This window comes from Nocardia sp. GCM10030253 (assembly GCF_042675075.1).
Lineage (GTDB): Bacteria > Actinomycetota > Actinomycetes > Mycobacteriales > Mycobacteriaceae > Nocardia.
Genome location: NZ_JBHTDL010000014.1, coordinates 108813 through 135343, shown reverse-complemented (window position 1 = coordinate 135343; position 26531 = coordinate 108813). Strand labels below are relative to the sequence as shown.

Below are 26531 nucleotides of genomic sequence, written 5' to 3'. Positions count from 1 at the left end.
GACGGGCTTCGGTGGGCGCGGCGCGGATTGCCGCGCCCGCGCCCACCGCGAGGCTCGGCACGCATACTTTGGACGCGACGGTCGATGTCATGGGCTGGGTTCTGATCGACCTCGGGTCGTTCCGTCACGAATGTCCGGATGGCAGGACAGGCTTCGGCTGACTCGGCGCGGATTACCGCGGAATCCGCGCTTCACCGCTTAGGCTTCGCACCCATGTCATCTCGTCTCCACCACCCCCTGGCACGGTGCAGCGCGTGAACCGACAGCGCATGTACCGAAGCTGCGCGCCATCCGCTCGGCCGGACCGACGTCCGGTCGCAGCCCCTCATCAATTCATCGCGTCCCTGGCCGTTGCGGTGGCCGTGGCGGGTTGTGCCTCCAGTGAGGCGGGATCGGCGGACACGTCGAACGCGCCGACCACCATTGCCGCACCCACCACGAGCGCACCGCCGCCGCACCTGCGGGACCTGCTACCGGGTATGCCGCCGCCGCTGTCGCCGACCGATGTGTACGCCGCGAACCGCGAGCTCAGCCCGACGGTGGCCGACCATCGGGCGCTGGTGTACGTGCCCAACAGCAAATCCAACACCGTCTCGGTGATCGACCAGGCCAGCTTCCAGGTGATCGACACCTTCCCGGCCGGCGGCGAGGAACCGCAGCATGTGGTGCCGTCCTACGACATGCAGACGCTGTACGTCACCAACGATCTTCCGCTCGGCGGCGGCAGCCTGCTGCCGATCGACCCGAGGACCGGCATGCCGGGCCCGTCGTTTCCGGTGCGCGACCCCTACAACATGTATTACACGCCCGACGGCCAGTTCGCGCTCGTCGTCGCAGAGGCGGACAAGTCGCTGGATTTCTACGATCCGCAGACCTGGCAGAAGCTGCACGCGATGGCAGTGCCGGACTGCGCTGGCGTTGATCATATGGACTTCACCGCCGACGGTCGGTTCGCGTTGGCCAGTTGCGAATTCGCTGGGCGCATGCTGGTTTTCGATGTTGCGGCGCGCACCGCGATCAAGACGATCGACCTGCCCGGCGGTCGCTCCGGCAAGCCACAGGACGTCAAACTCGCACCGGACGGGCGCACCTTCTTCATCGCCGATATGGCCGCCGACGGTATCTACACCGTCGATGCCCTCAGCTTCGAGAACACCGGCTTCATCCCCACCGGTAAGGGCACGCACGGCCTCTACGTCACCCGTGACTCCACCCAGATGCTCATCACCAACCGCCACGAGGGCAGTATCTCGGTCTGGGATTTCGCCGCCAACAGCCTGGTCCACAAGTGGCACATCCCCGGCGGCGGCAGCCCCGACATGGGCAACATCTCCGCCGACGGCCGCGTCTTCTGGGTCTCCGGCCGCCACCATGGCGAGGTCTACGCCATAGACATCGTCAATTGGAACCTGTTGGCCCGCATACCGGTTGGCCGTGGAGCTCACGGGTTGACGGTCTGGCCGCAGCCCGGCCGCTACTCGACCGGGCATACGGGCGTGATGCGATAGCGGACTGGTTCGCACACCTCGCGCGTTGTGTCAGCCCTTCGGCCGCAGGCCGAGTCCGCCCTCGACGAAGCGGCGGACCGATGTCAGCCCCGCCGCCAATGCGGGTTCGTAGCCGGGCCTTGCCCAGCCGGTTATTTCGGCCGTGTCGTCGGCGGTGGGGGTGACACCGATTTCGGCGACCATTTCGGCGGTGGTCGGTTCGCATACAGCCCACGAGTAGTGGGATTCGTTGTCCCACTGCGTGGTGCGCAGCGCCACGTAGTCGGGGTCGGTGATGCCGCCTTCGGCTAGCGCGGGGCGGTCGTCGATGCGTTCGTCGGCGCGCAGTGCGCGCAGGTACCAGGTGCCCGCGTTGATTTCGACCGGTTCCATCAGTCCTTGTCCTTCCCGCGGCGATCCCGGTGCCGACCGTGACGACTGCCGAACAGCAGCGCGCCCATCAGCGGAATCGCCAGGAACCACAGCCAGCTGCCAGTGGTGAAGAACAGGATGACCGCGACGATCGGGATCACCGCCATCACCCGCTCCGGCCACTCGGCCAGGAACCCGCTGTCCCGCTCGGCAGGCAGCGCCGCCGCCGCGACGGGCTCCGGGAGATCCACGAAGACCGTATCCAGATCAGCGCGGGTCATCGCGGCCGCGACGACCGCGCTGCGTTCGTCGAACTCGGCGACGCTCAGCCGACCGGCGGCGAAATGATCGGACAGTCGTTGCATCGCCTGCTCACGCTCTGCGGTGCCGATGCGGATCTCGGGCACGTCACTCATACGAGCAAGGCTAGCGGCTGTCGATGACGATCCGGCCGCCTCGCGGTCCGACGCCGCGCAGCGGGCAACGCCGGACGGTGAATGACGCCGTGCTCATCGAATTCCGCGACATCGGGCCGCTCGATTGCGAAATGATGAATGGCCGCCGCATTGGTTTCTCGGGTTCTGCGGTGTCGGTACGGATTTGGGGTAACTGCTCGATGGGGAGCAGGCGAGCGAGAGGTTTCGATATGGGCGAGCTGTGGTTCGGCCACTACCGTCTCGACCGGTTGCTAGGAAGCGGCGGCACCGGACAGGTCTGGCTCGCGCACGACACCGTCACCCAGCGTGACGTCGCGCTGAAGATGCTGGCCGCGGTGCACGCCGTCGACGCGACCTACCGGCAGCGGTTCACCAGGGAGGCCCGCCTGGCGGCCCAGGTCCGTGGCCCGCACAATGTGCCGATCCACACGTTCGGCGAACTCGACGGCCGCCTCTACATCGACATGGAGTTCATCGAGGGCACCGATGTCGCCGCGCAGCTGCGGCGCGATGGGCCGATGCCCGCGGCGCAGGCAGTGGAGATCATCGCGCAGACCGCGGCGGCGCTCGACGTCGCTCATCGGGCCGGGCTGGTCCACCGCGACGTCAAGCCGTCCAACATCATGGTGAGCCCGAACGGATTCGTCCATCTGATCGACTTCGGTACCGCGCACCGGATCGACCAGCCCACGATCACGGCAAGCAGCAATGTGGTCGGAACTCTCGCGTACATGGCACCGGAACGCTTCAGCGGCACCTGTGACGGCCGCGCCGACCAGTACTCGCTGGCTTGTGTGCTGTACGAATGCCTCACCGGCCAACGGCCTTTCGGCAACATTGATTCCGCACAGCAATTGCGCGCAAACCTGATGATCGACCCGCCCGCCGCCGCCACCGTAAATCCCACCGTGCCAGCCGCATTGGATGCGGTCGTCGCCCGCGGCATGTCCAAGGACCCGAACCAGCGCTGGTCCAGCGCGGGCGAAATGGCATCCGACGCGTACGCCGCGGTGACCGGGCGGGAAACCGCGACGGTCGAGATCACGGCGGCAACCGTCCCGTCGACCTCGGTGCTGCCCGAATCGTGGCGGGCAGCTGAACCGCAGCGAGTAGCTGAATCGCAGCGAGTAGCTGAATCGCAGCGAGTAGCTGAATCGCAGCGAGTAGCTGAACCGCAGCGTGCCGCTGAACCGCCGCGCCTACCCGAACCAGGGCGTGTAGCCGGATCGGAGCGCCTCGAACCGGGGCGTGTACCCGGGCCGGAGCGCGTACCTGGGCTGGAGTATGTAGCCGGATCGGAGTGTGTACCCGGGCCTGAGTGTGCAGCCGGATCGGAGCGTGTGCCCGGGCTGGAGTGTGTACCTGGGCTGGAGTGTGCAGCTGAATCGCAGCACGCAGCTGAACCGCAGCGCGCACGCGAACCGGAAGGTGTAGCTGAGCCGCAGCGTGCAGCTGAATCGCAGCTTGCAGCCGGACCGTATCGTGCGGCTGGGCCGGAGCGTGTAGCTGAGCCGTATCGTGCGGCTGGACCGGAGCGTGTAGCTGAATCGCATCGTGCGGCTGGGCCGGAGCGTGTAACTGAGCCGCAGCATGCAGCCGGAACGGAGCGAGTAGCCGGATCACCGCGTGCCGCGGGGAGGCCGCGCGTAACCGAACCCCCGCGGGTGCTGGGACCAGGATTCGCTACCGCAGCCATCTCGGCGCTTCTTACCGTGGTTGGGGTGGCGCTCTGGCTGGGGCGACCGGCAGGAACCGAGACCGGTACTGCCGCACCGCCATCCGTACCGTCGGCAAGTCCAGCGCCGCAGCACCGAATCCCGGTCGCACCCGCACCGCCGCCGATCGCGGTGGTCCCTGTTGCCGGACAGCCCTGCAATCCCGTCGTCGACGCCAGCACCTTCGCAGGCGACGGCACACCGCTCGCATGCGTTCTCGCCGACGGTCAATTCGCGAACTGGATTCCGACGCAGCCCCACGCCGACATGCCGAGGCCGGACAATGCCGAACCGCCCCTGGAACGTTCGAGCAACGGCACCTCGGGCAACGGCTACAACGGCAACGGCCCCAGTGACTCGGGCAATGGCTACGACGGCAATGGCAGCCGCAACGACGTCAACGATGGCAACAACAACTCGAGCAACGGCAGCCGCAATGACGATAACGGCAACTCAGGTGCCGACGGCCACAGCAACGACAAGCCGCGCAACGACAAGCCGCGAAATGACAAGCCGCGCAACGACAAGCCCGGCAAGTAGGACCGCCGACGACTTACGCATGGTGGAGTGTCCGTCGCGTGTGCGCCACAGCCATCCGCCTCTCACCGGATTCCCGCCGCCAGGCGGGCGGGCGGGTCGTTGACAAGTGGGACACGCCGGAGTGAGATCTTGTGTTTGCCGCAGCCATTCCGGTCGACGGCCATATTCCGGTCGACGAGTGGAACTGCCTCGGCGAGGGCAGGTTTCGGGGCGGCCGGGGTTAGGTGGTGTTGCGCCGTCGCGTAGGACTGCGTCGACGCGGCGGAGGTTGGCAATGTCGGTGAGTGGGTTGCCGGTTACTACGAGGTCGGCGGCTCGTCCGGGGGCTATGACGCCGATGTTGTCTTTGCCGAGGGCAGCGGCGGGGGTGGCTGTCGCGGCGATGATCACTTCACGGGGAGTCAGGCCGGCGGCGACGAGCAGCTCCAGTTCGCGGATCAATCCCGCGCCCACGTAGACGCTGGTCATGCCCGCGTCGCTGCCTGCATGGTCGCCGTAGCTGTGTACCGCTCGCTCAGGGAGCGCGAGGAGCGTAACTGTGGGTGGGTCGGGCATGGCAATCGTTGGTGTCTCCGATGCGTATCGACGGGGTGCTCGGTGTTGGGTGGGAGCGGTTCGGCGGCGACCGGGTCTCCGGTGGCGAGGTAGTACTACGTAGGGGACATCACACTGTTCGGAGGTGGGTGGCGGGGATAGGGTCGGAGCAGGTTCGGGCAATTCGGGGTCGCCGGGTTGCCGCCCCACCCGCAGCGGCGCGGTTACCGGGAGGTCAGCGATGGGGGAGGAACAGTTCGGGAAGTACCGGCTCGACCGTTTGCTCGGGCGGGGCGGGATGGGGGAGGTGTGGCTCGCCCGCGACACCGGTGGCGGGCACATGGTCGCGCTGAAGGTGCTGTCGGAGAACCTGGCTGCCGATGGGGAGTACCGGCGGCGGTTCGAGCGTGAGGCCAGGCTCGGTTCGACTCTGCGGAATCCGCATATTGTGCGCATTCATGGCTTCGGTGAGCAGGGCGGTCGGCTGTTCATCGCGATGGACTACATCGACGGTATCGATCTGGCCGAAATGCTGGGTCGGGTGCGCACCCTGACCCCGGTCGCGGCCGTCGACTTCGTGACTCAGGTGGCCTCGGGTCTGGATGCCGCGCATCGGGCGGGGCTGATCCATCGCGACGTCAAACCGTCCAACATCCTGATCGATAGTGGCGGGCACGCGTATCTGATCGACTTCGGCATCGCCAAAGGCATCGGCCAGACCGCCGTCACCGCAACCGGTATGGCGATCGGCAGCTGGCCGTACATGGCGCCGGAACGGTTCAACGGGACCGTCGACGCACGCTCCGACATCTACTCGCTGGCCTGCGTGCTGTACGAATGCTTGACCGGCCGTCGCCCCTACGGCGACACCGACCCACCTCGGCAGATGCACGACCACCTGATGGCCTCGCCACCCTGCGCTGCCTCGGTGAATCCGGCGGTACCAACGGCATTGGACGCGGTCATCGCCTGCGGCATGGCCAAAGACCAGGCCCGGCGCTACCCGAGCGCCCGCGACTTCGCCGACGCCGCACGCGCAGCCGTCGGCCTGGAGCGACCCTCGAACCCGCCCGTGCACAATCGGTCGGCAGTTCCGCCGGTGCCGCCGCAATCGTCGCCGCAGCCGGGAAGAAGGCCGCCACACTCGGCAACACCGTCGACGCCACCGTCGCCGAAGCCTCGTACGAAGTTGCTGTCGGAGTCGGGTCCGACACCGACGTTGGTGGCCACCGGGCAACCGGCACCATCGCCATCCCCGTCTGCGGAACCCGTCGCGCCGAACAGCTCGGCAGCACCGGCCACGCCGGACCCTCGGACAAGATTGCTGCCGGAGCCAGAGCCGACGTTGGCGACCGGTCAACCGGTGCCGAAGTCATCGCCACCACCGTCTGGGAAAACCGTTGCGTCGAGCGACTCGACGGTAGAGCCATCACCAGCTCTGGTGGCCATAGGGCAGTCACCGTCATCGGTGGCGCCGAAGCACCCCTTGCCGACGAAAGTGACGCCGGAGCCGGGACCGACTGTGGCGGCTGGCGAATCGTCATCGCCAGCGTCGGCGAAGTCTGTTGCGTCGAGTACGTCGGCGTCGGAGTCCCAGGCGTTGGTGGCTGGTGGGCAGTCACCGGCTTCTGTGGCACCGAAGCACCCCACGCCGACGAAGGTGATGCCGGAGTCTGGGCTGGCATCGGCGTTGGTGGCGGCTGGCGAATCGTCACCGCCAGCGTCGGCGAAGCCTGTTGCGTCGAGTACGTCGGCGTCGGAGTCCCAGGCGTTGGTGGCTGGTGGGCAGTCACCGGCTTCTGTGGCACCGAAGCACCCCACGCCGACGAAGGTGATGCCGGAGCCGGGGCCGACACCGACGTTGGTGGTGACCCGCCTTGCGCCGCAGCTGCCGCCTGCGCCGGTCAGAGGCGCTGTCCCGCAGCAGAATTCACGGTACGCGCCGCATGCGCCGGTGCGGCGCCCTGGTGCGGCGTTCCCGCCGCCGTCCGTGCCTGCGAAACGGTCTGTGTATCAGCGGAGTTCGAAGCGGCCGCGTAGTGCGTCGGTGGCGCCGATTCGGTGGTCGGTATCGCGGGGGCGCCCGTGGATCGCTCCGCCGGCGCCTGCACTGCCGCGTCGCCGTCCACGCAGGCGGTCGGGCGGCGTGTTCACCAAGGTGATCGGCGCACTCGTCGTGGTGTTCCTGACCCCCTTCGTGTTCGCGGCGGGGTGCGTCGCCCTGCTGGCCTCCGGTAGTCGAGTGGGCGACCCGGGCGGTGGTTCGAGTGCTCCCCCGCCGACCGCGTCGGCCGAAGAACATCCCGCGCCCCCGCCGGACCCCGATCAGGCCGCCCCCGCGCCCGCGCAGTCCCCGGTGCGCGACGGGAAGTTCGAATTCGTCGTGACCAGTGCCGATTCTGGTGTCTCCCGTGTCGGATTCCAATCCGCCCGCGGCTCATTCGAGATCATCACCGTCACGGTGAACAACATTTCCGACCAGTCGAAGTGGTTTCTCCCGTTCGGCCAGCGCCTCGTCGACACTCAGGGCCGCAGAATCGACCACGACCCCGCCGCCACCATGTGGCAGACCACTCAGCAGTGGCACAACTACTCTTTCGAACTCCGCCCCGGCCAATCCGCCACCACCCAACTGGTTTTCGACGTCGCCCCCGACGCCACCCCGAGCCACCTGGAACTGCACGACTTCCCACTCTCCCAAGGCGTCACGGTGATGGTGAATTAGCGCGTCGGCGAATCGGGTTGCGCGACACGGACAAGGCGTGCACGTCCCGGTATTTCCGCGGTGGCCGCAAGATATCCCTCGGTTTCACACCAGCTCTGGCCGACGATGGGTCAACCGATCCGATACCGACCGGATTCCGCGGCCTGCAGGCCATGCGACACAGGGTGGCGAGGATTCCCTGTGCCTGACTGGAGTTCGCCGCGCTGCGTCATATGAGCACATCGATGCCGTCGACCAGCAGCTCTTCACCGATAACCAGCAACTGCATGACATTGCCGTGACCGCCGACTGTCACAGGCCCGCACCCTATCTCGCTATCCGCACCTGCTCTGGACACCGCAAATGGTGCTGATCTCGGAGATAGGTTCGGATTTCGGCCCGGGCCTGCTCTGGTCGCGCAGCCGGATGGTCGATGTAGGGCCGCGGTGTCGTGCTTGCGCGTCGACCCGCTGGCTGCTGTGTTTTGCGGTAGGTCAGGCGGTTTCGGTGGTGATGTCGAGGGCGGCGGTGAGGTTGGTGTGGACGGCTCGGCGGCCGATTTCCAGGGCTTGGGTGAGGAGGGCGGTGTCTCGGGCCGCGCTGTCTATATCGGGCGAGCCCAGTGGGGGGTGGATTTGGAGGGCTGTGGAGCCCAGCTCGGTGAGGAAGCGGTCTTCGACGTGTTGTTGGTGTGGGCGCTGGAGCCAGGCGCGGTAGGCGCCGGGGGCGCGGACGCGCAGGTAGCTGCCGCCGACGATCTGGTGCAGGCGGGAGGCGGGTGGGCGTTGTTCGTCGGTGCGACGCGTGCGCAGGACGAGGGCGTGGGTGGCGCCGTCACGGACCGCGGTGCGGATGGGGACGGTTTCGGCGAGACCGCCGTCGAGGTAGTAGGAATCGCCGAGCGGGACCGGCGGTCCGGCGAGGATCGGCAGGCCGGCGGAGGCCCGTAGCGCGGTCATGAGCGTGCGCTTGTCGACGATGTGACGGCGCAGGTCGACCGCGAGGCCGGTGCGGATGTCGGTGCCGATGGGATGGAAGGTGGTTGGGTTGGCCAAGATGGCGGGGAAGTCCATCGGTTCGACGCCGTCGTACACCTGGTGGACCAGGTAGTTCAGATCGAAGGCAGGACGTCCGCGCAGCAGCCGGGCCGGATCGACCGCGCGCCGCATGATCGTGGGATCGGTCCAGGACCGCATGCCGGGCAGCGCCCGCCCGCACAGCAGCCACGCACCGTTGATCGCGCCCGCCGAGGTGCCGTAGACGGCATCGAATATCGAGGCGAGGCCGAGTTCCTCCAGTGCCTGCACCATGCCGCTGGAGTAGACGCCACGGCTACCGCCGCCCTCGATGACCAGGGCGAGGCGATGTCCGTCGGTGCGACTCGCGGACTCACGGCGGCCACGGATGACCTCCGCGACAGTGGGTGCAACGGGCGAACTGGTCACCCGACCCACCATACGACAGAGCGGGCGCGGACGTCGGTGTCCAGCGCCCGCTCCAGCGGTTGCTCATCTGCAGTTAACGGTGCACCGCCTCAGCTGTGCGAAGCCGTTTACTTGATCTCTGCGAGGACCGTGCCCTGGGTGATGGCGGCGCCCGCCTCGACCGAAAGGCCGGTGACAACGCCCGCCTTGTGCGCGTTGACCGGGTTCTCCATCTTCATGGCCTCGAGCACCACGATAAGGTCGCCCGCCTCGACGGACTGGCCTTCCTCGACCGCGACCTTGACCACGGTGCCCTGCATGGGCGCGGTGACCGCGTCACCGGAGGCCGCACCGGCACCGCCGCCGCCACGCTTGCGCGGCTTGGGCTTCTTGCGGATCACACCGGTGCCGTTGCCCGCGGCGGCGGCACCGCCACCGAGGCTGAACTGACCGGGCAACGACACCTCGACGCGACGCCCACCGACCTCGACGACAACCTTCTGCCTCGGCAGTTCCTCGTCCTCATCGGCGGCGGCGCCACTCGGAGTGAACGGCTCGACGTTGTTGACCCATTCGGTTTCGATCCACTTGGTGTAGACGTCGAACTTCTCGCCGTCACCGATGAACGCCGGATCTTCGACGATCGCGCGGTGGAACGGGATAACCGTGGCGAGGCCGTCGACATGGAACTCGGCCAGCGCGCGCCGGGCCCGCTCCAGTGCCTGGGTGCGGTTCTCGCCGGTGACGATCAGCTTGGCCAGCATCGAGTCGAACTGTCCGCCGATCACGCTGCCCTCGACGACGCCGGAGTCCACGCGCACACCGGGGCCGGTCGGCTCCTTGTACACCGCGACCGGGCCGGGTGCGGGCAGGAAGCCGCGACCGGCATCCTCACCGTTGATGCGGAACTCGAACGAGTGACCGCGCGGGGCCGGATCTTCCTTGAACTCCAACTCTTCGCCATTGGCGATGCGGAACTGCTGGCGCACCAGGTCGATGCCCGCGGTCTCCTCGGTGACCGGGTGCTCGACCTGCAGGCGGGTGTTGACCTCGAGGAACGAGACGGTGTCGCCCTGCACCAAGTACTCCACGGTGCCCGCGCCGTAGTAGCCGGCCTCCTTGCAGATGGCCTTGGCGGAGGCGTGGATTCGCGCGCGCTGGTCGTCGGTGAGGAACGGAGCAGGAGCCTCCTCGACCAGCTTCTGGAAGCGACGCTGCAGCGAGCAGTCGCGGGTGCCCGCAACGATCACGTTGCCGTGCTGGTCGGCGAGGACCTGCGCCTCGACGTGGCGCGCCTTGTCCAGGTACTGCTCGACGAAGCACTCGCCGCGACCGAAAGCGGCGATGGCCTCACGGGTGGCCGACGCGAACAGTTCGGGGATCTCGTCGATGGAGTGCGCGACCTTCATGCCGCGGCCACCGCCACCGAAGGCGGCCTTGATCGCCACAGGCACGCCGTACTCCTTGGCGAACTCGACGATCTCGTCGGCGTTCTTGACCGGGTCCTTGGTGCCCGCGGCCATCGGCGCGTTCGCCTTCTCGGCGATGTGGCGCGCGGTGACCTTGTCACCGAGGTCGCGGATCGACTGCGGCGACGGGCCGATCCAGATGAGCCCGGCGTCGATGACGGCCTGGGCGAAGTCGGCGTTCTCGGAAAGGAATCCGTAGCCGGGGTGAATGGCGTCGGCACCGGACCTGGCGGCGGCATCGAGGATCTTGTCGAACACCAGGTACGACTCGGCCGAGGTCTGGCCGCCGAGGGCGAACGCTTCATCGGCGAGCTTCACGAATGGGGCATCGGCGTCCGGCTCCGCGTACACCGCGACGCTGCCGATGCCGGCATCCTTGGCCGCCCGGATCACGCGCACGGCGATCTCGCCTCGGTTAGCTACGAGTACCTTCGTTATCCGCGCGCTGGCATGGCTGGGCACTGAGCCTCCTGTGTGCAATCTTTTTGGTCGCCCCGTGGTCGACAAACTTACGTCTCGGGCGAGTGTAGGCAGTCTGCCAACAGACGCCGAACTCGGATAGCCCTACCGAACAGTAGGGCGCGGATCACACCGGGGCTTCGGGTGTGGTTTATGCCTTACCTGCTGCGGGTCTTTCGGGATGTACCGGCCGGAGCCTCGCCGGGTTCAGTGCCCTTGGCAATAGGCATCCGCACCGAGTTACCCCATTCGGTCCACGAGCCATCGTAATTGCGCACCGTATCGAATCCGAGCAGGAAGCTCAGCGCGAACCAGGTATGGCTGGACCGCTCGCCGACCCGGCTGTAAACGACAAGATCGTCCCGTGCGGCGAGCGCGCCGTAGACCTCGTCGAGTTCGGCGCGGGAACGGAATCGGCCGTCGGTATTGAAAGTCTCGGTCCACGGGATATTCACCGCGGTCGGGATATGTCCACCGCGCAACGCGGCGTCCTCGGGATTGATCGGCGGCTGGATCAGCTCGCCGGAGTATTCCTCCGGCGAGCGCACGTCGATCAGCGGCCTGCCGAGGTGGCTGAGCACGTCCTCGCGGAAGGCGCGCGCGGTGCTGTCGTCGCGGCGCACGGTTGGGTATTCGCTGCGCGTGAGATACGGCAGGTCGAAGGTGGTGTCGCGCTCCTGCGAGATCCACGCGTCGCGACCGCCGTCGAGTAGCCGCACATCCTCGTGCCCGAAGAGAGTGAACAGCCACAGGGTGTGCGCGGCCTGCGCATTGCCCCGGTCTCCGTAGATCACCACCGTGTCGTCGCGCTCGATTCCTTTGGCGCGCATAAGCTCGGTAAAACGGACACCGTCGATATAGTCACGCGTGACCGGATCGTTCAGGTCGCCGCGCCAGTCGATCTTGGTGGCGCCGGGAACGTGTCCGATGTCATAGAGCAGTATGTCCTCATTGGACTCGACGATCTTGAGTCCAGGCGTGCCAATGTTTGCCGACAGCCACTCTGTGGTTACTAGTCGGTGAGGATGAGCGTAGGAACCGAATGAGGGATGAGGGTCCGGGGCGACGGGCACGATGTGGGTCCTTCACGCGTGGTAGACGGTGGTTACAGCGGTTCGGGTCTCACAGCGATGGTAAGTGTGAGGCGATAGTGACTCTCGTTTCAGATCACAAATCGGCTGAATGGGCGAATAAATCGCACCCACATCCGATAAAGTCTCCCAGGAGGAGGGGTGAGCTATGTCCGATTCTTGGCCGCGGCGGCGACTGCTCGCGATCCTACGTGGCGCCAGTGAGCCTCTCGACGCCCAGGAACTGGCCAGAATCACCGGACAGCACGTCACCACAGTTCGGTTTCATCTGGATGTACTCACCAAGGAATCCCTGGTGCGGCAATTTCAGCAGCCACCCCGTGGCCGTGGGCGCCCCCGCATCGGATACAGCGCAGTGCAGCGATCGGTCGGCTATCAGGAACTCGCGCAGGTCCTCGCCGATCAGCTCGGTCCCGATCCGCGGCGTCGCTCGGAGGCGGCCATCGCCGCTGGGCGTGCCTGGGGCGCCAAGCTGGACGTCGGCGACCAGCAGATCGAATCCCTGGAAGACGCCAAAGAGCTCACGATGACACTGCTCTCGGAGCTCGGCTTCGCGCCGGAACGAGACCAGGCCACCGAGACCGACGAGCAGGTGTTGATCAGATTGACGGCCTGCCCGCTGCGCGAACTCGCGCGCACGCACTCCGAGGTGGTGTGCGGGGTGCATCTCGGCCTCATCAAAGAGGTTCTCGACCGCGGTGGCGCCCGCGGAGAGGTGAATGTCCGGCTGCACCCTTTCGTCGAGCCGGAGCTCTGCGTGGTCCGACTGGAACTGATGGCGGCGCGACGCGAGCAGGAGATGCGCCGGGAACCGGACAACAGCAGGGATGCGACCGCGGTGCCGACCGCGGTGCCGGTCGGGGCCGAAGCCGCCGCAGCCGAGCAGCGGATCGCGCCGCCGTCAGCGGGCCGAGTGGGCCCACAACTGCGCAACGCCGACCCCAACGTCGCCAAGCAGTCGGCGCAGCAGTGGTAGGCCGATCCCGATCACGCTGGACGGATCGCCTTCGATGCGATCGACGAACCAGCCACCCATCCCGTCGAGGGTGAACGCGCCCGCCACCTGCAGTGGCTCACCGGTCGCGATATAGGCGTCCAGTTCCTCGGGTTCGGGTTTGGCGAAATGCACTGTGGTCGAGCTACAGTCGACCGCCTCGGCGGTCACCGCTCCGTCCCGCATCCGCAACACGCAGTGCCCGGTGATCAGATCCGCGCTCCGCCCGGCCATGTCGGTCCAACGGGCCCGCGCGACCTCGGGTGTGTGCGGTTTGCCCTGTAGCTCGCCGTTGACCAACAGCATTGAATCGCAGCCGACCACAACACAGTCTGTGGCGAGCTCGGGAATCACGGCGGCTACCGACAGGGCCTTTGCTCTGGCCAGTTCGACCACAACGACCTGCGGCAGCGTGTTGTCCGGCAGTGCCGCGGCAACGGCGTCCTCGTCCACATCGGACACTCGCACTACGGGATCGATCCCCGCCGAGCGCAGCACCTCGCGGCGGGCTGGTGATGCGGACGCGAGAATCAGACGGGTCACGACTGCGCCTCGTTGCGCTCGGTTCCGTCGTGCCTCGAAGAGGCCGGTTCGATGGTCGGCTTGTTGCGCTGACGCACGTCAGTCGCGCAGGTGCGACAGCTGAGGGAAGGCGTAGGGCGAGAACGGCGAGGTGCCGCGGTGCATGAAGGTCGGTCGGCCCCAGGTGTCGGCCGGACCGGTCGGACCATTCGTGCCGCTGTTGGCCGCCGCTGTCAGCACGCAGACCAGTGCCGCGACTTCCTCATCGCTCGGCGAGCCCTTGACGATGCGAATGAACGGGTTCTCGACCGAATCGGCGGTCGGAGCGACCAGATCCACGGCCACCTCGATCTCGTCGGCGATCGGGTCGACCGCGAGCTCCAGTTCGACGGCGGTCAACACATCTTCTTCTGCCACGGTCGTCACAGTGCCAGATCCTCTCTCTATCTCGATCGGGCGTGTTCCCCGACTCGATGTCAAACCGATGAAGTGATCTTGCTCCGGGGAGCAACTGATTGCTACTCCGCAATCCAGTGTGCGCGGCCCATGCAGATTTATCGCTTCATCACAGCGGGATGTTGCCGTGTTTCTTCGGCGGCAGGGTCACCATCTTGCGCTCCAGCAGTCGCAGGGCGGAGACGATCTGGCCGCGGGTGTGCGAGGGCGGGATGACCGCGTCCACGTAACCGCGCTCGGCGGCGATGTAGGGGTTCACCAAGGTGTCCTCGTACTCGTTCTGCAGCTCGAGGCGCAGCGCGTCGACGTCGTCGCCGCTGTTCGCGGCCTCTTGCAGCTTCTTGCGGTAGACGAAGCCGACGGCGCCGGAAGCGCCCATTACGGCGATCTGGGCGGTGGGCCACGCGAGGTTCACATCGGCGCCCATGTGCTTGGAACCCATGACGTCGTAGGCGCCGCCATAGGCCTTGCGAGTGATGATCGTGATCTTGCCCACAGTGGCCTCGCCGTAGGCGTAGAGCAGCTTCGCACCACGCCGGATGATGCCGTTGTATTCCTGGCCGGTGCCGGGCAGGAAGCCGGGCACATCCACCAGGGTGATGATCGGGATGTTGAAGGCGTCGCAGGTGCGCACGAAGCGCGCGGCCTTCTCGGAGGCGTCGATGTCAAGGCAGCCCGCGAACTGGGTGGGCTGGTTGGCCACGATGCCGACGCTGCGGCCGTCGACGCGTCCGAAACCGCAGATGATGTTCATCGCGCGCTCGGTCTGCACCTCGAGGAACTCGTCGTCGTCGAGCAGACGACGGATGACCTCGTGCATGTCGTAGGGCTGGTTCGGCGAGTCCGGGATGATCGTGTCCAGCTCGCGGTCCTCGTCGGTGAGCGAGTCTTCGATGGCGCCATCGATCGGATTGGTCGGCGCCATCCGCGGTGCCTCGGCGCGGTTGTTGCTCGGCAGGTAGGACAGCAGATCCTTGACGTAGTCGAGGGCGTCCTGCTCGCCGGAGGCGACGTAGTGCGCCACACCCGATTTCGTCATGTGCGTGTGTGCGCCGCCGAGGTCCTCCATGGTGACGTCCTCACCGGTGACCGTCTTGATGACGTCCGGGCCGGTGACGAACATCTGGCTGGTGCCGTCCACCATCACCACGAAGTCGGTGAGCGCGGGGGAGTAAACGTGTCCACCCGCGGCCGGGCCCATGATCAGCGAGATCTGCGGGATCACGCCGGAGGCCTGGATGTTGCGGTGGAAGATCTCGCCGTAGAGGCCGAGGGAGACGACGCCCTCTTGGATGCGCGCGCCCGCGCCCTCGTTGATGCCGACCAGCGGACGGCCGGTCTTCAGCGCCAGATCCATCACCTTGACGATCTTCTCGCCGTAGACCTCGCCGAGGCTGCCGCCGAACACGGTGACGTCCTGGCTGAAGATGCAGACGTCACGGCCGTCGATGGTGCCGTACCCGGTGACGACGCCGTCGCCGAGCGGGCGGTTGTTCTCCAGGCCGAAGTTGACGCTGCGATGGCGGGCCAGCGCGTCGAGCTCCACGAAGGAGCCCTCGTCCACGAGTGCGAGGATGCGCTCGCGGGCAGTCATCTTGCCCTTGGCGTGCACCTTGTCGACTGCGGCCTCACCCATCGGGTGTTTGGCTTCTTCCAGCCGATTCCGCAGGTCAGCCAGCTTCCCAGCGGTGGTGTGGATATCGGGGGCGCCCGCCGATTCCGATGCGGGCTGCTGCTGGACACTCGTCATGGCTCCGGAGTGTAACGAGTACCAGTGCTCCGCACGAACCGAGTACTGGCTACCGACGAGTAAAAACCGCAGCTAGATCACGTTCCGTTGTGACATCGGACAGAAAGTTCCTGGTCGATTACCGCGTTCCCCCATAAGAAAATCATTGGTGCGGCGTAGGGGTGCCCAGATAGCCTGAAGACGTTCGGATTTCAGCTCAGGGGAGGAGCAAGGCAATGTGGGAATGGGGTAGAACAGTCGCCGAACAGGCCGCCGCGGCGGCCTGGACCAGCTGGCAGACCGAGCAGCCGCAGCCGACCGTCGTCGATCCGGAATTCTGGGCCGAGGCGAGCGAAGGGGAATCCGACTGTGCGGATAATTCCGCCATGGCGGCACCGATTCGCGAGTACGACCTCGTCGGCTAGCGAAAGCTCCGACTTACCGCGGTAGCGACGGCTCCGACAACCTGCCGCGGTAAGTGGATCGGCACCGAGTAGCCTGCCGATGTGCACAGGCCACCGTTGGATGCAGAGCAGTTGCGGCGCAGTCTTATCGAATCGCCCGAACTGTCGTTCTTCTCTCGCATCGATGTGCTGGAGTCGACCGGCTCCACCAACGCGGACCTGATCGCGCGGGCCGGGGAGTCGGACGCAGATCGCAGTGTGCTGCTCGCGGAAGCGCAGGAGCACGGTCGCGGCAGGCACGCCAGAACCTGGGTGAGCCCGCCACGGGCGCAGATCTCGATGTCAGTGCTGGTGCGGTTGCCCGGCATAGGCCCGTCATCTCTCGGCTGGCTGCCGCTGCTCACCGGGGTCGCGGTCGTCGATGCGCTGCGCTCGGCCGCGGGTGTGGCGGCAACTCTCAAGTGGCCCAACGATGTACTGATCGACGGCAGCAAAGTCGCGGGCATCCTGGCCGAGGTCGTGGCAAGCGGCAGCGTGCCCGTCGTGGTGATCGGCATCGGCCTGAACGTGAGCCTCACCGAGGCGGAACTGCCGGTGCCACACGCCACCTCACTGACGCTGGCGGGTGCCGCCGACACCGACCGCACCCTGCTGGTGCGGTCGCTGCTCACCGAATTCGCTCGACGCTTCACGGCTTGGCGGGAGGCTGACTGGGCGACCACCGATCTGATCGCGGCCTACCGCGAGCGGTGCGCCACGCTGGGTGCGCAGGTGCGCGCGGAGTTGCCCGGCGGGCAGACGCTGACCGGGATCGCCACCGATATCGACCCCACCGGCCGTTTGCTCATCGGTGATCAGGCGGTGTCAGCAGGTGACGTCACCCACTTGCGCGCCGACGTCTGAGCTTTCGACTGACTGAACCGCTTGCTGACCCCGGCTCGCACCGGGGTCAGCAACAGCGACTCACAACGGCTGCATGATGCCCCTCGCGGCTTCCCGCGCGAACATGCGATCGCGCTGCTCCTCGAACTTGGCCACATCGCCTGCCAGCTTCTGCAGGAAAACACCGAGTGTCTCCCTGGCCGCCTCACCGCGCGCACCGAAGTCGTTGCGCTCGAAGATGTTCCACTTCTTCAGCACCGGCTGCACCACTTCCTCGAGGTGCTGGCGCAGGTCGTAGATGCCGTGCTTGGCCATCAGCACGCCGTTGCGGCGAAAGTTCGGCATGCCGTAGCCGGGCATGACGAAATTCGTGAGGATCATGGCGATCGCCTCCATGGCCTGATCGGGGACCAGATCCAGGCCCGCGCCGCACAGGTTGCGGTAGAAGATCATGTGCAGGTTCTCGTCGGCGGCGATGCGCTGCAGCATGCGGTCGGCGATCGGGTCATTGCAGACTCGGCCGGTGTTGCGGTGGCTGACCCGGGTGGCCAATTCCTGGAAGGTCACATACGCGACGTTCACCAGGAACCCGCCCCAGTATTCGGGGGAGTGCACACCCCTGGTCATGTGGATCATCCTGGCCTCTTCGAGCGCGACCGGGTCCACGCCGCGGGTGACGACCAGGTAGTCGCGCATGACGATGCCGTGCCGGTTCTCCTCGGCGGTCCAGCGGCCGACCCAGGTGCCCCATGCGCCGTCGGAGGAGAAGTTCTCGGAGATCTCGCGGTGGTAGGAGGGCAGGTTGTCCTCGGTGAGCAGGTTGGTGATCATCGAGGCCTTGGCGACCTCGTTCAACGTGGACTGCTCCGGAATCCAGTCGACCCCGCCCATCGCCGCGAAGTTGCGGCCCTGGTCCCACGGCACGTAGTCGTGCGGGTGCCAATCCTTCGCCATCGACAGGTGTCGGTCCAGGTTCGCTGCGGCCACCGGTTCGAGTTCGGTCAGGATTTCCAGCTGAGTCAGATCCTTGGTCACTCACGCCTCCACGGTCGTAGTCGACAATTTGTCTAGCAGGACTTGGCTTTTCCGCAGGTAGAGCGTTCAGAGCTAGGTCGAGCGGACACACAACTAGAGCGAGCGGGAGAATCTCGGGCGCGAAAGCGGCTGCGCGAGGTGACGATTGTGCAGCACGGCGCGCCCCCGCGTCCAGGCATTCTTGCATCTTCACGCGGTAGGGTTCCGGCATGGGTTATCCGGAGGAGGTGCTCGCGCCGGACGAGCAGTTGATACTCCATCGTCATCCGCATTGGAAAATGCTGTTCTGGCCGGCTGTGACGCTCATGGTCGCCACCGCGGTCGCCGGTTTCCTCGGGGGACTCGCCTGGCGAAACACCGAAGGGACCACGCGGACGATCCTGCTCGGCGTAATTCTCGTCGGCTGGCTCGGCATCCTCGGATGGCGTTGTGTCGCACCGGTGATGAGTTGGAAGTCGACCCATTTCATCGTGACCGGCCGGCGAGTCCTCATCCGCCAAGGCGTGATCACCCACACCGGCATCGATATCCCGATGAGCCGCATCTCCAGCGTGCAGTTCCGCCACGGATTGTTCGACCGGCTGCTCGGCACCGGCACGCTCATCATCGGCTCGTCCTCGGAAGAGCCGCTGGAATACGACGACATCCCGCAGGTGCAGCAGGTGCACGCGCTGCTGTACCGCCAGGTGTTCGAGGAGTCCCATGGCAACGGGGATCAACGGTGGGACGACCGAGGTCGCCGCGGGGCACCCGGCGGCGACTACCGATGAGAAGCCCGGCCGCCGCGCCGATCCGTAATCTGGGGTCATGACCGCCGTACTCCTGGCCGAAGACGACGAGGCCATTGCCGCGCCGCTGTCCCGGGCCCTGGGGCGCGAGGGCTATTCGGTGACGGTCGAACGGTTCGGGCCCGCGGTTCTGAAGCGTGCATTGGAGGGTAACCACGATCTGCTCATCCTCGACCTCGGCTTGCCGGGCATGGACGGGCTCGAGGTGTGCCGTCAGGTGCGCGCCCGCGGCGCCGACCTGGCGGTGCTGATGCTCACCGCACGCACCGATGAGGTGGACTTCGTCGTCGGTCTGGACGCGGGTGCCGACGACTACGTCGGCAAGCCGTTCCGCCTCGCCGAGCTGCTGGCCAGAGTGCGAGCCTTGTTGCGGCGCAGTGGAATCGGTGACGACGTCGTGGAGGTCGGGGGCATCAGGTTGGAGCCCGCGGCCCGCAGGGTGCTGGTGAACGGCGTCGAGATCGGTTTGGCCAACAAGGAATACGAACTGCTCAAGGTGCTGATCGATCGCGCGGGTCAGGTGGTGCCGCGCGAGACCATCCTGCGCGAGGTCTGGGGCGACGCCGAGCTGCGCGGTTCGAAGACCTTGGACATGCATATGTCATGGCTGCGTCGCAAGATCGGCGACGAGGGCCCGATGGCCGAGCGGCGCATCGTCACCGTCCGCGGTGTCGGCTTCCGGTTGAATACCGACTGACGTGCGGCGCCGAATTCTCCGGTCCATCCTCACCGTGCTGACCATCACCACGGTGGTGCTCGGTGTTCCGCTGATCTACACCGCCTGGTTGTGGGTCGAGGACATCACCCGCAACGATCTGCAGAGCAGGCTGGAGCGAATCGCCGCGGAGGTCATCGCGCAGGAGCACGGCGACGGCATGGTGCTCGGCGAATTCGACGACCGATCGGTGCGACCGCTTGTCCCCGCGGGCGGCAGGCTGACCATCGTCTACCCGGCGCCACAGGACAACGCCTCGCGCCTTGACATCGGCGTGGATCGGGTATCCGACCCGCTGGTGGAGTCGCTGTCGATGGGCACCGCGGGATCACTGCGCCTCGAGGTGCCGTCGGGGCCGATGCAAGCCAGGCAGCGGCAGGCCGTGGCCGTGGTGGCGTTCGCGGTGCTGGCCTCGCTCGGTGCCGCGGTGTCGGTCGCGATGGTCACCGCGCGTCGGGTGGCCGATCCATTGCGCGACGTTGCGGCCAGGGCCGCGCGCCTGGCCAAGGGCGACTTCCGGCCGGATCCGCGCAGGCATGGCATCTCCGAACTCGACAGAGTCTCTGATGTGCTCGACTCGGCCACCGTCGAGATCGCGGGACGGTTGCAGCGCGAGCATGCCTTGGTCGCGGACGTGTCGCATCAGCTGCGCAGTCGGTTGACCGCGGTGCGGCTGCGGTTGGACGAGTTGTCCGCGCACGCCGACCCCGCCGTCGTGCACGAGGCGGAAGAGGCGATGGCACAGGTCGATCGACTGACCGAGGCCATCGACGACCTGGTCCGCGCGTCCAGGGACGAGGACGCGGCCGATCGCGATCCGGTGCCGGTGATGGCCGAGTTGCGTGGGGTCGTCGCGGAATGGACACACCCGTTCACCGAGGCGGACCGGACGTTGTCGTTGATCGGTGACGAGTCGCTCTGCGCGCCGATCACCGGGTCGCGGCTGCGCGAGGCAGTCGCGGTGCTGGTCGACAATGCGCTCATGCACGGCGGCGGCACCTGCACGGTATCGGTGCGCACGGTGCGACCCGGCCGTGACCGGGAGCCGCTGGTGTGCGTGGAGGTCGCCGACGAGGGCGAGGGGGTGCGTGACGAACTCGCGCCGCACATCTTCGATCGGGGGTTCTCGGCAGGTGGTTCGACCGGTGTCGGGTTGGCGTTGGCACGGGCGCTGATCGAGGCCGATGGCGGGCGCTTGGAACTGCAGCGGCGCAGGCCCGCGTTGTTCGCGGTGTTCCTGGGCGCGATCACGCCCGTCCGGTCGGCGAACGGTGCGCCGGAACCGCGCTGAATCAGCTGTGGCCGAGCTGCTCTTCCTCGAGCAGTTCCTCGAATTCCTCGACGATCTCCTTCATTTCGTCGGGGAACACCCAGCGGCGCATCGCCCAGAAGCGGAAGGCCATCTGCAGCAGGTTGCCGATGATGAAGGCACTGATGAAGTCCGCGATGTTCTCGACGGTGAAACTCACGTCGGGTTGACGCAGATCGAAGACGTAGCTCGACACCCACAGCGGCAGGAAGGCGAGCACAACGCCGACACCGCTGACACCGAAGAACAACAGCGCCTCGTGATGACGCTCGCGCCCGCCGCGATTCTTGAACGACCATTCGCGGTTGAGGATGTAGGACGCGATCACCGCGATGACACCGGAAATGATCTTGGCGGTGACCGGCTTCGTGTCGAGAACCGTCCACTTCAATGCGTAGAAAATGCCGCTGTCGATGACGAAGGTGGTAGCGCCGACGATGGCGAATTTGATCAGCTCATGGTGGCGGTACGCGATCTCCCGCAGCGGGTGGGGGAGGACGTTGACCACGTCGTCGACGAATGACACAAGGCCCGAGTGTACCGGTAGGGGTCATTCGGGCTCGACATGACAAGATTACAAGACGTGAGCCCACGTTCCTTCGATCCGTCCGTCATGCCCACCGTCACCATGGTCGGTGGCGGCCAGCTTGCGCGCATGACCCATCAGGCGGCCATCGCCCTCGGGCAGCGCTTGCGGGTGCTCGCCGAACACCAGGACGATCCGGCCGCGCAGGTGAGCCCGGAGGTCGTGCTCGGCAGCCACACCGACCTGGCCGCGCTGCGTAAGGCCGCCGTCGGCTCGCACGCGCTGACCTTCGACCATGAGCATGTGCCGACCGAACACCTCGAGGCGCTGGTCGCCGAGGGCGTTAACGTGCAGCCGCCGCCGCAGGCATTGATCTACGCGCAGGACAAGCTGGCCATGCGAACCAAGCTGTCCGAGCTCGGGCTGCCGGTGCCCGCGTTCACGCCGGTGACCGCGGCGGCCGACGCGGTGCGCTTCGGCGACGAGCACGGCTGGCCGATGGTGCTCAAGGCGGTGCGCGGCGGTTACGACGGGCGCGGCGTCTGGATGCCGGAGACCGCGGCCGAGGCCGAGGCGATCGTGGACGACCAACTCGTGCACGGTGTGCATCTGCTCGCCGAGGCGCGGGTCGACCTGAAGCGGGAACTGTCGGCAATGGTGGCTCGCTCGCCCTACGGTCAGGCGGCGACCTGGCCGGTGGTGGAGACAGTGCAGCGCAATGGGCAGTGCGCGGTGGTGATCGCGCCGGCGCCCGAGCTGTCCGAGGATCTCGGGGCCGAGGCGGAGACGCTGGCGCTGAACCTGGCGAAGGGACTCGGGGTCGTCGGCGCCATGGCCGTCGAACTGTTCGAGACCCATGACGGCACCCTGCTGGTGAACGAACTCGCCATGCGCCCGCACAACTCCGGGCACTGGGGCATGGACGGTGCGCGCACCGGCCAGTTCGAACAGCACTTGCGCGCCGTGCTCGACTACCCGCTCGGCGACACCAGCCTGCTGGCTCCGGTCACCGTAATGGCGAACATTCTCGGCGCACCCGAGGCGCCCGCCATGTCGATGGACGAGCGACTGCACCACTTGTTCGCCAGGATGCCCGACGCGAAAGTGCACATGTACGGCAAGGGCGAGCGCCGGGATCGCAAGATCGGGCACATCAACGTGCTCGGCGACGATGTGGCCGTGGTGCGGGAAAAGGCTGAGCGCGCGGCACATTGGATGTCGCACGCGATTTGGACCGACGGATGGGATCCCCATGAATGAACCGCAGGTAGGCCTGATCATGGGCAGCGACTCCGATTGGCCGACCATGGAATCGGCCGCGGAAGCCTTGGCGGAGTTCGGCATTCGCTTCGAGGTCGGCGTCGTTTCCGCGCACCGTACCCCGCAGCGCATGCTCGACTACGCCCGTGACGCCGCGGGCCGTGGCCTGCGGGTCATCATCGCGGGTGCCGGCGGCGCCGCCCACCTCCCCGGCATGGTCGCCTCGGCCACTCCCCTCCCGGTGATCGGCGTCCCCGTCCCCCTGAAGTACCTCGACGGCATGGACTCCCTACTGTCCATCGTCCAAATGCCCGCGGGCGTCCCGGTGGCCACCGTCTCCATCGGTGGCGCCCGCAACGCGGGCCTACTCGCCGTCCGCATCCTGGCCGCCGCCGACCCGGCCCTGCGCGCCCGGATGGAACAGTTCCAGGCCGGTCTGGAGCAGATGGTCCTGCAGAAGGACGAAGCCCTGCGTACCAAGCTGCTCGGCTAGCTGGTCCGCCGGTCTGGCCTACGGTGGTCCGGTGGCAACGGACGACGATACGGCCAGGTTTCGGCTGACGGTGGTTGATCAGGCTCTGCGGCTGTTCGCCGAGCAGGGGTATGAGGCGACGTCGGTGGACGAGATCGCCGAGGCTGCGGGGATTTCGCGGCGGACGTTCTTTCGGCAGTTCCGGTCGAAGGAAGATGTGATCTTCGCTGATCACGAGTCGCAGTTGGCGCAGGCGTCGGAGTTTCTCGCCGCGGCGCAGGGGGATCCTTGGGAGGCGGTGTGCGCCGCGGTGGTCCAAGTGTTCGAGCGGTTCACGCAGTGGCGCGAGATCGCGGAGCGGCGGTATCGGGTGGTGCGGCAGGTGCCTGCGCTGCGCGAGCGAGAGATCGTGACCGTGTTCCGGTACGAGCGGCTGTTCACGGACTTTCTGCGGGAGCGGCTACCCGAGGTGCCGGATCTGACGCGGGTGCAGTTCACGGCCGCGGTCACGGCGACGCACAACTATCTGCTGCGCCGGATGGTGCGGGGCGAGTCCGACGCGGGCGCGGCGGATCTGCGAATGGAGCTTGCGGGGATCCCGCGGGGTACGGGGCGCGCAGTCGCGGAGGAAATGGTGGTCGCGGTGTTTCCGCGAGACATGCCGCCGCGGTTGGTCGCCGATCTCGTGACACGTCGACTGGATAGTCTATGACGGAAGTCATACTGTGCAGAAGCTGACACTCAGTGCCACAGATTGCCGCACTTGACGCTAGTCTTTAGGCGTACACTGTGTCTAAATATGGCACTGAGTGCCGACATGCTGGACGTTCCGGGCTGCCTTCGGGACACGGCGATCACGACCGACGACCAGGAGTGTGCCCCATGGCGGGAAACCCCGATTTCAACCTGTTCCAGCTCGAGGACTTCCACGACGAACTGCGTGCGGCCATCCGCGGACTGGCGGAGAAGGAAATCGCGCCGCACGCCAAGGACGTCGATGGCAACTCCCGCTTCCCCGAGGAGGCGCTGACCGCGCTGAACGCCGCGGGCTTCAACGCCGTGCACGTGCCGGAGGCCTACGGCGGGCAGGGCGCGGACTCGGTCGCCACCTGCATCGTGATCGAAGAGGTCGCGCGCGTCTGTGGTTCGTCGTCGCTGATCCCAGCCGTCAACAAACTCGGCACCATGGGCCTGATCCTCAACGGCTCCGAAGAGCTCAAGCAGAAGGTGCTGCCGGACATCGTCAACGGCGAGATGGCCTCCTATGCGCTGTCCGAGCGCGAGGCGGGCTCCGACGCCGGGGCCATGCGCACGCGTGCCAAGAAGGACGGCGACGACTGGGTGCTCAACGGCTCCAAGTGCTGGATCACCAACGGCGGCAAGTCTTCCTGGTACACCGTTATGGCGGTGACCGATGCGGACAAGGGTGCCAACGGCATCTCGGCGTTCCTGGTGCACAAGGACGACGAGGGCTTCGTGGTCGGTCCGCTGGAGCACAAACTCGGTATCAAGGGTTCGCCCACCGCGGAGCTGTACTTCGAGAACTGCCGAGTGCCGGGTGACCGCATCGTCGGCGAGCCGGGCACCGGTTTCAAGACCGCCCTGCAGACCCTCGACCACACCCGTCCCACCATCGGCGCGCAGGCCGTCGGCCTCGCGCAGGGTGCGCTGGATGCGGCGATCGCCTACACCAAGGATCGCAAGCAGTTCGGCACCGCGATCGCCGACTTCCAGAACACCCAGTTCATGCTCGCCGACATGGCGATGAAGATCGAGGCCGCCCGCCTCATGGTCTACACCTCGGCCGCGCGCGCCGAGCGCGGTGAGAAGAACCTCGGCTTCATCTCCGCCGCCGCCAAGTGCTTCGCCTCCGACGTTGCCATGGAGGTCACCACCAACGCCGTCCAGCTCTTCGGCGGCGCGGGCTACACCACTGATTTCCCGGTCGAGCGCATGATGCGCGACGCCAAGATCACCCAGATCTACGAGGGCACCAACCAGATTCAGCGCGTCGTGATGTCGCGCGCGCTGCTGCGTGGCTGAGTAGTCGCAATCGTTGGGGGTGGCCCGGGGCATTCGCCTCGGGCCACCCTGTTTTTTGGGGCATGACCCCGCATCGAAATAATTTCGAAGCCGATCAGTTGTTGATTTGTATCCTTAGCAGCAGCTATTCGAAACATATTTGGACAATGGATTTCCCGAAAGAGAATTCGAACTGGTCACGCGGATTGCGTTGTGAAACCCGCTCATCGCCGATCGATACCGTCCGGGGGTGTAGAGCGCCTTTTGGTATGTCGCCGCAGGTCCAGTCGGTGTTACAACTTTCTTCCACTCGTTTTTTGTTTCCTCTGCCCCAGGAATTCGGGTACCCATTGCCTATGTAAATACGTCTCCGATGGGTGGAGACTAGACCTCGTAACGTGACGAGGTGACATATGACCAAGATCGTTATCGGACCGCGGTCGGGGATGAATTGGATCCCGCTGTCCATAGACGAAATTGCATGCCCGTCTACGAAGTCCACCGTGGACGTCGTCAAGACTTGGGCACAAGATCATTTGACTGTGACGCATCCTGAGCTCGGTCGCGATGGACCGGTGTGCCCCTATGTGGCGCCATCGATCCGTCGCGACCTGATGTGGATCGGCCGAGTATCCGGCGCCCGACCGTGGCCGTCGTTCGTACGACTGGTGCTGTCGGATGCGATGGAGCTGTTCCCGGCCCTGCCGCCGACCGAAGGCGGCGCGGCGGTACTGCGCACGCTCGTGACGGTGCTGCCGGACCTGCGGGACTACTCCCTGATCGACGAACTGCATCAGGAGCTCAAGTCGGCGTTCGTCGAACGCGGCATAATGCTCGGGCAGTTCTATCCGGGATGTGACCAGCCGGGCTTGTGGAACAAAGACTTCCGTCCGCTCGACGCGCCGGTTCCGATGCTGGTCGTGCGCAACATGATGGCCACCGATTTCCCGTTCCTGCTCGAGCGGCCGGAATGGATGTCGGCCTATGTCAAGAAGTTCGCACCCGCGCTGCCCGCCCATGTGCGGCACCTGGTGGTGAGCCGGCTGACCGCCGATTCGAACACCTATGTGCCGGCGTACGAGTCCGAGCAGACGCCTGCCGCGGTAGCGGATAGTAGGTCGCTCGGCAGGACCAACGGCAAGCCGGTGTCCGCTGCGCCGCGACGCGCCTCCTGATCCGGGTGAC

Annotated in this window: 25 protein-coding genes; 14 read left to right on the top strand and 11 right to left on the bottom strand. The window is 66.4% G+C overall.

Translation table 11 applies throughout. The annotated features are described in order from the left end of the window. Window positions 1–254 precede the first annotated feature (254 nt). On the top strand, window positions 255–1508 hold the full coding sequence (locus tag ACFQZZ_RS30165) for a hypothetical protein (RefSeq protein ID WP_378687484.1): 1254 nt from the start codon (window positions 255–257) through the stop codon (window positions 1506–1508). Between the two features lie 30 nt (window positions 1509–1538). Here ACFQZZ_RS30165 and ACFQZZ_RS30160 read toward each other — a convergent pair whose 3' ends face one another. Together ACFQZZ_RS30160 and ACFQZZ_RS30155 are read right to left on the bottom strand one after the other, a co-directional pair. After that, entirely contained in the window at window positions 1539–1880 is a 342-nt protein-coding gene (locus tag ACFQZZ_RS30160) for a hypothetical protein (protein ID WP_378687482.1), read from the bottom strand. Next, the gene (locus tag ACFQZZ_RS30155; protein WP_378687481.1) at window positions 1880–2275 is read right to left on the bottom strand and encodes a DUF1707 domain-containing protein; all 396 of its coding nucleotides are present in this window, start codon (window positions 2273–2275) and stop codon (window positions 1880–1882) included. The genes ACFQZZ_RS30160 and ACFQZZ_RS30155 overlap by 1 nt, the downstream gene beginning before the upstream one ends. Window positions 2276–2505: 230 nt before the next feature. Between ACFQZZ_RS30155 and ACFQZZ_RS30150 the strand changes: the two genes are divergently transcribed. After that, window positions 2506–4551 carry a protein kinase gene (locus ACFQZZ_RS30150; protein WP_378687479.1) on the top strand — a complete coding sequence of 682 codons (2046 nt, stop codon included), beginning with the start codon at window positions 2506–2508 and terminating at the stop codon, window positions 4549–4551. Here the strand turns inward: ACFQZZ_RS30150 and ACFQZZ_RS30145 are convergent. After that, entirely contained in the window at window positions 4465–5106 is a 642-nt protein-coding gene (locus tag ACFQZZ_RS30145) for an amidohydrolase family protein (RefSeq protein ID WP_378687478.1), read from the bottom strand. The two genes, ACFQZZ_RS30150 and ACFQZZ_RS30145, sit on opposite strands and share 87 nt — an antisense overlap. A gap of 220 nt (window positions 5107–5326) precedes the next feature. Here ACFQZZ_RS30145 and ACFQZZ_RS30140 point away from each other — a divergent pair, with 220 nt between their 5' ends. Continuing rightward, entirely contained in the window at window positions 5327–7810 is a 2484-nt protein-coding gene (locus ACFQZZ_RS30140; RefSeq protein WP_378687476.1) for a protein kinase, read from the top strand. Between the two features lie 473 nt (window positions 7811–8283). Here the strand turns inward: ACFQZZ_RS30140 and ACFQZZ_RS30135 are convergent, their stop codons facing one another. The 3 genes from ACFQZZ_RS30135 to ACFQZZ_RS30125 all read right to left on the bottom strand — a co-directional run bounded on the left by ACFQZZ_RS30135 (window position 8284) and on the right by ACFQZZ_RS30125 (window position 12214). Beyond that, window positions 8284–9234: a patatin family protein gene (locus ACFQZZ_RS30135; RefSeq protein ID WP_378687474.1), complete on the bottom strand. Its 951-nt coding sequence runs from the start codon at window positions 9232–9234 to the stop codon at window positions 8284–8286. Window positions 9235–9341: 107 nt separating this feature from the next. Further along, window positions 9342–11144, bottom strand: a complete 1803-nt coding sequence (locus ACFQZZ_RS30130; RefSeq protein ID WP_378687472.1) for an acetyl/propionyl/methylcrotonyl-CoA carboxylase subunit alpha — start codon at window positions 11142–11144, stop codon at window positions 9342–9344. 155 nt (window positions 11145–11299) lie between these two features. After that, window positions 11300–12214: a sulfurtransferase gene (locus ACFQZZ_RS30125; protein WP_378687471.1), complete on the bottom strand. Its 915-nt coding sequence runs from the start codon at window positions 12212–12214 to the stop codon at window positions 11300–11302. Between the two features lie 166 nt (window positions 12215–12380). Between ACFQZZ_RS30125 and ACFQZZ_RS30120 the strand changes: the two genes are divergently transcribed. Further along, window positions 12381–13208, top strand: coding sequence for a helix-turn-helix transcriptional regulator (locus ACFQZZ_RS30120; protein WP_378687470.1), 828 nt, complete (start codon window positions 12381–12383; stop codon window positions 13206–13208). Here ACFQZZ_RS30120 and ACFQZZ_RS30115 read toward each other — a convergent pair. The 3 genes from ACFQZZ_RS30115 to ACFQZZ_RS30105 all read right to left on the bottom strand — a co-directional run bounded on the left by ACFQZZ_RS30115 (window position 13134) and on the right by ACFQZZ_RS30105 (window position 15954). Beyond that, the gene (locus ACFQZZ_RS30115; protein WP_378687469.1) at window positions 13134–13769 is read right to left on the bottom strand and encodes a Maf family protein; all 636 of its coding nucleotides are present in this window, start codon (window positions 13767–13769) and stop codon (window positions 13134–13136) included. The two genes, ACFQZZ_RS30120 and ACFQZZ_RS30115, sit on opposite strands and share 75 nt — an antisense overlap. Before the next feature lie 78 nt (window positions 13770–13847). Then, window positions 13848–14174, bottom strand: coding sequence for an acyl-CoA carboxylase subunit epsilon (locus ACFQZZ_RS30110; protein ID WP_378687468.1), 327 nt, complete (start codon window positions 14172–14174; stop codon window positions 13848–13850). Between the two features lie 139 nt (window positions 14175–14313). Continuing rightward, complete coding sequence (locus ACFQZZ_RS30105) at window positions 14314–15954, bottom strand: acyl-CoA carboxylase subunit beta (protein WP_378687467.1); 1641 nt, start codon at window positions 15952–15954, stop codon at window positions 14314–14316. A 215-nt stretch (window positions 15955–16169) separates the two neighbouring features. On the opposite strand from ACFQZZ_RS30105, the gene ACFQZZ_RS30100 reads away from it, so the two are divergent. Together ACFQZZ_RS30100 and ACFQZZ_RS30095 are read left to right on the top strand one after the other, a co-directional pair. After that, entirely contained in the window at window positions 16170–16358 is a 189-nt protein-coding gene (locus ACFQZZ_RS30100) for a hypothetical protein (protein WP_378687465.1), read from the top strand. Window positions 16359–16439: 81 nt separating this feature from the next. Next, on the top strand, window positions 16440–17240 hold the full coding sequence (locus ACFQZZ_RS30095; RefSeq protein WP_378687463.1) for a biotin--[acetyl-CoA-carboxylase] ligase: 801 nt from the start codon (window positions 16440–16442) through the stop codon (window positions 17238–17240). A gap of 60 nt (window positions 17241–17300) precedes the next feature. Here the strand turns inward: ACFQZZ_RS30095 and ACFQZZ_RS30090 are convergent, their stop codons facing one another. Then, window positions 17301–18254 carry an acyl-ACP desaturase gene (locus tag ACFQZZ_RS30090; protein WP_378687462.1) on the bottom strand — a complete coding sequence of 318 codons (954 nt, stop codon included), beginning with the start codon at window positions 18252–18254 and terminating at the stop codon, window positions 17301–17303. Window positions 18255–18463: 209 nt separating this feature from the next. On the opposite strand from ACFQZZ_RS30090, the gene ACFQZZ_RS30085 reads away from it, so the two are divergent. Genes ACFQZZ_RS30085 through ACFQZZ_RS30075 form a run of 3 tightly spaced genes read left to right on the top strand, consistent with a single transcriptional unit; the run spans window position 18464 to window position 21048 of the window. Beyond that, entirely contained in the window at window positions 18464–19024 is a 561-nt protein-coding gene (locus tag ACFQZZ_RS30085; RefSeq protein ID WP_378687460.1) for a PH domain-containing protein, read from the top strand. A 37-nt stretch (window positions 19025–19061) separates the two neighbouring features. Then, on the top strand, window positions 19062–19739 hold the full coding sequence (locus ACFQZZ_RS30080) for a response regulator transcription factor (protein WP_328409720.1): 678 nt from the start codon (window positions 19062–19064) through the stop codon (window positions 19737–19739). A gap of 1 nt (window position 19740) precedes the next feature. Next, window positions 19741–21048, top strand: a complete 1308-nt coding sequence (locus ACFQZZ_RS30075) for an ATP-binding protein (RefSeq protein WP_378687459.1) — start codon at window positions 19741–19743, stop codon at window positions 21046–21048. Window position 21049: 1 nt separating this feature from the next. On the opposite strand, the gene ACFQZZ_RS30070 is transcribed toward ACFQZZ_RS30075, so the two are convergent. Continuing rightward, a complete protein-coding gene (locus ACFQZZ_RS30070; RefSeq protein ID WP_378687458.1) occupies window positions 21050–21592 on the bottom strand; it encodes a GtrA family protein in 543 nt (180 codons plus the stop codon). An 87-nt stretch (window positions 21593–21679) separates the two neighbouring features. Here ACFQZZ_RS30070 and ACFQZZ_RS30065 point away from each other — a divergent pair, with 87 nt between their 5' ends. The 5 genes from ACFQZZ_RS30065 to ACFQZZ_RS30045 all read left to right on the top strand — a co-directional run bounded on the left by ACFQZZ_RS30065 (window position 21680) and on the right by ACFQZZ_RS30045 (window position 26521). Further along, entirely contained in the window at window positions 21680–22852 is a 1173-nt protein-coding gene (locus ACFQZZ_RS30065) for a 5-(carboxyamino)imidazole ribonucleotide synthase (RefSeq protein ID WP_378688015.1), read from the top strand. After that, window positions 22845–23345, top strand: coding sequence for a 5-(carboxyamino)imidazole ribonucleotide mutase (gene purE, locus ACFQZZ_RS30060; RefSeq protein ID WP_378687457.1), 501 nt, complete (start codon window positions 22845–22847; stop codon window positions 23343–23345). Before ACFQZZ_RS30065 ends, purE begins: the two co-directional genes overlap by 8 nt. A gap of 31 nt (window positions 23346–23376) precedes the next feature. Then, complete coding sequence (locus ACFQZZ_RS30055; RefSeq protein ID WP_378687456.1) at window positions 23377–24036, top strand: TetR family transcriptional regulator; 660 nt, start codon at window positions 23377–23379, stop codon at window positions 24034–24036. A gap of 170 nt (window positions 24037–24206) precedes the next feature. After that, the gene (locus tag ACFQZZ_RS30050) at window positions 24207–25367 is read left to right on the top strand and encodes an acyl-CoA dehydrogenase (protein ID WP_378687455.1); all 1161 of its coding nucleotides are present in this window, start codon (window positions 24207–24209) and stop codon (window positions 25365–25367) included. A 392-nt stretch (window positions 25368–25759) separates the two neighbouring features. Beyond that, window positions 25760–26521 carry a DUF6875 domain-containing protein gene (locus ACFQZZ_RS30045; RefSeq protein ID WP_378687454.1) on the top strand — a complete coding sequence of 254 codons (762 nt, stop codon included), beginning with the start codon at window positions 25760–25762 and terminating at the stop codon, window positions 26519–26521. Window positions 26522–26531: the final 10 nt, after the last annotated feature.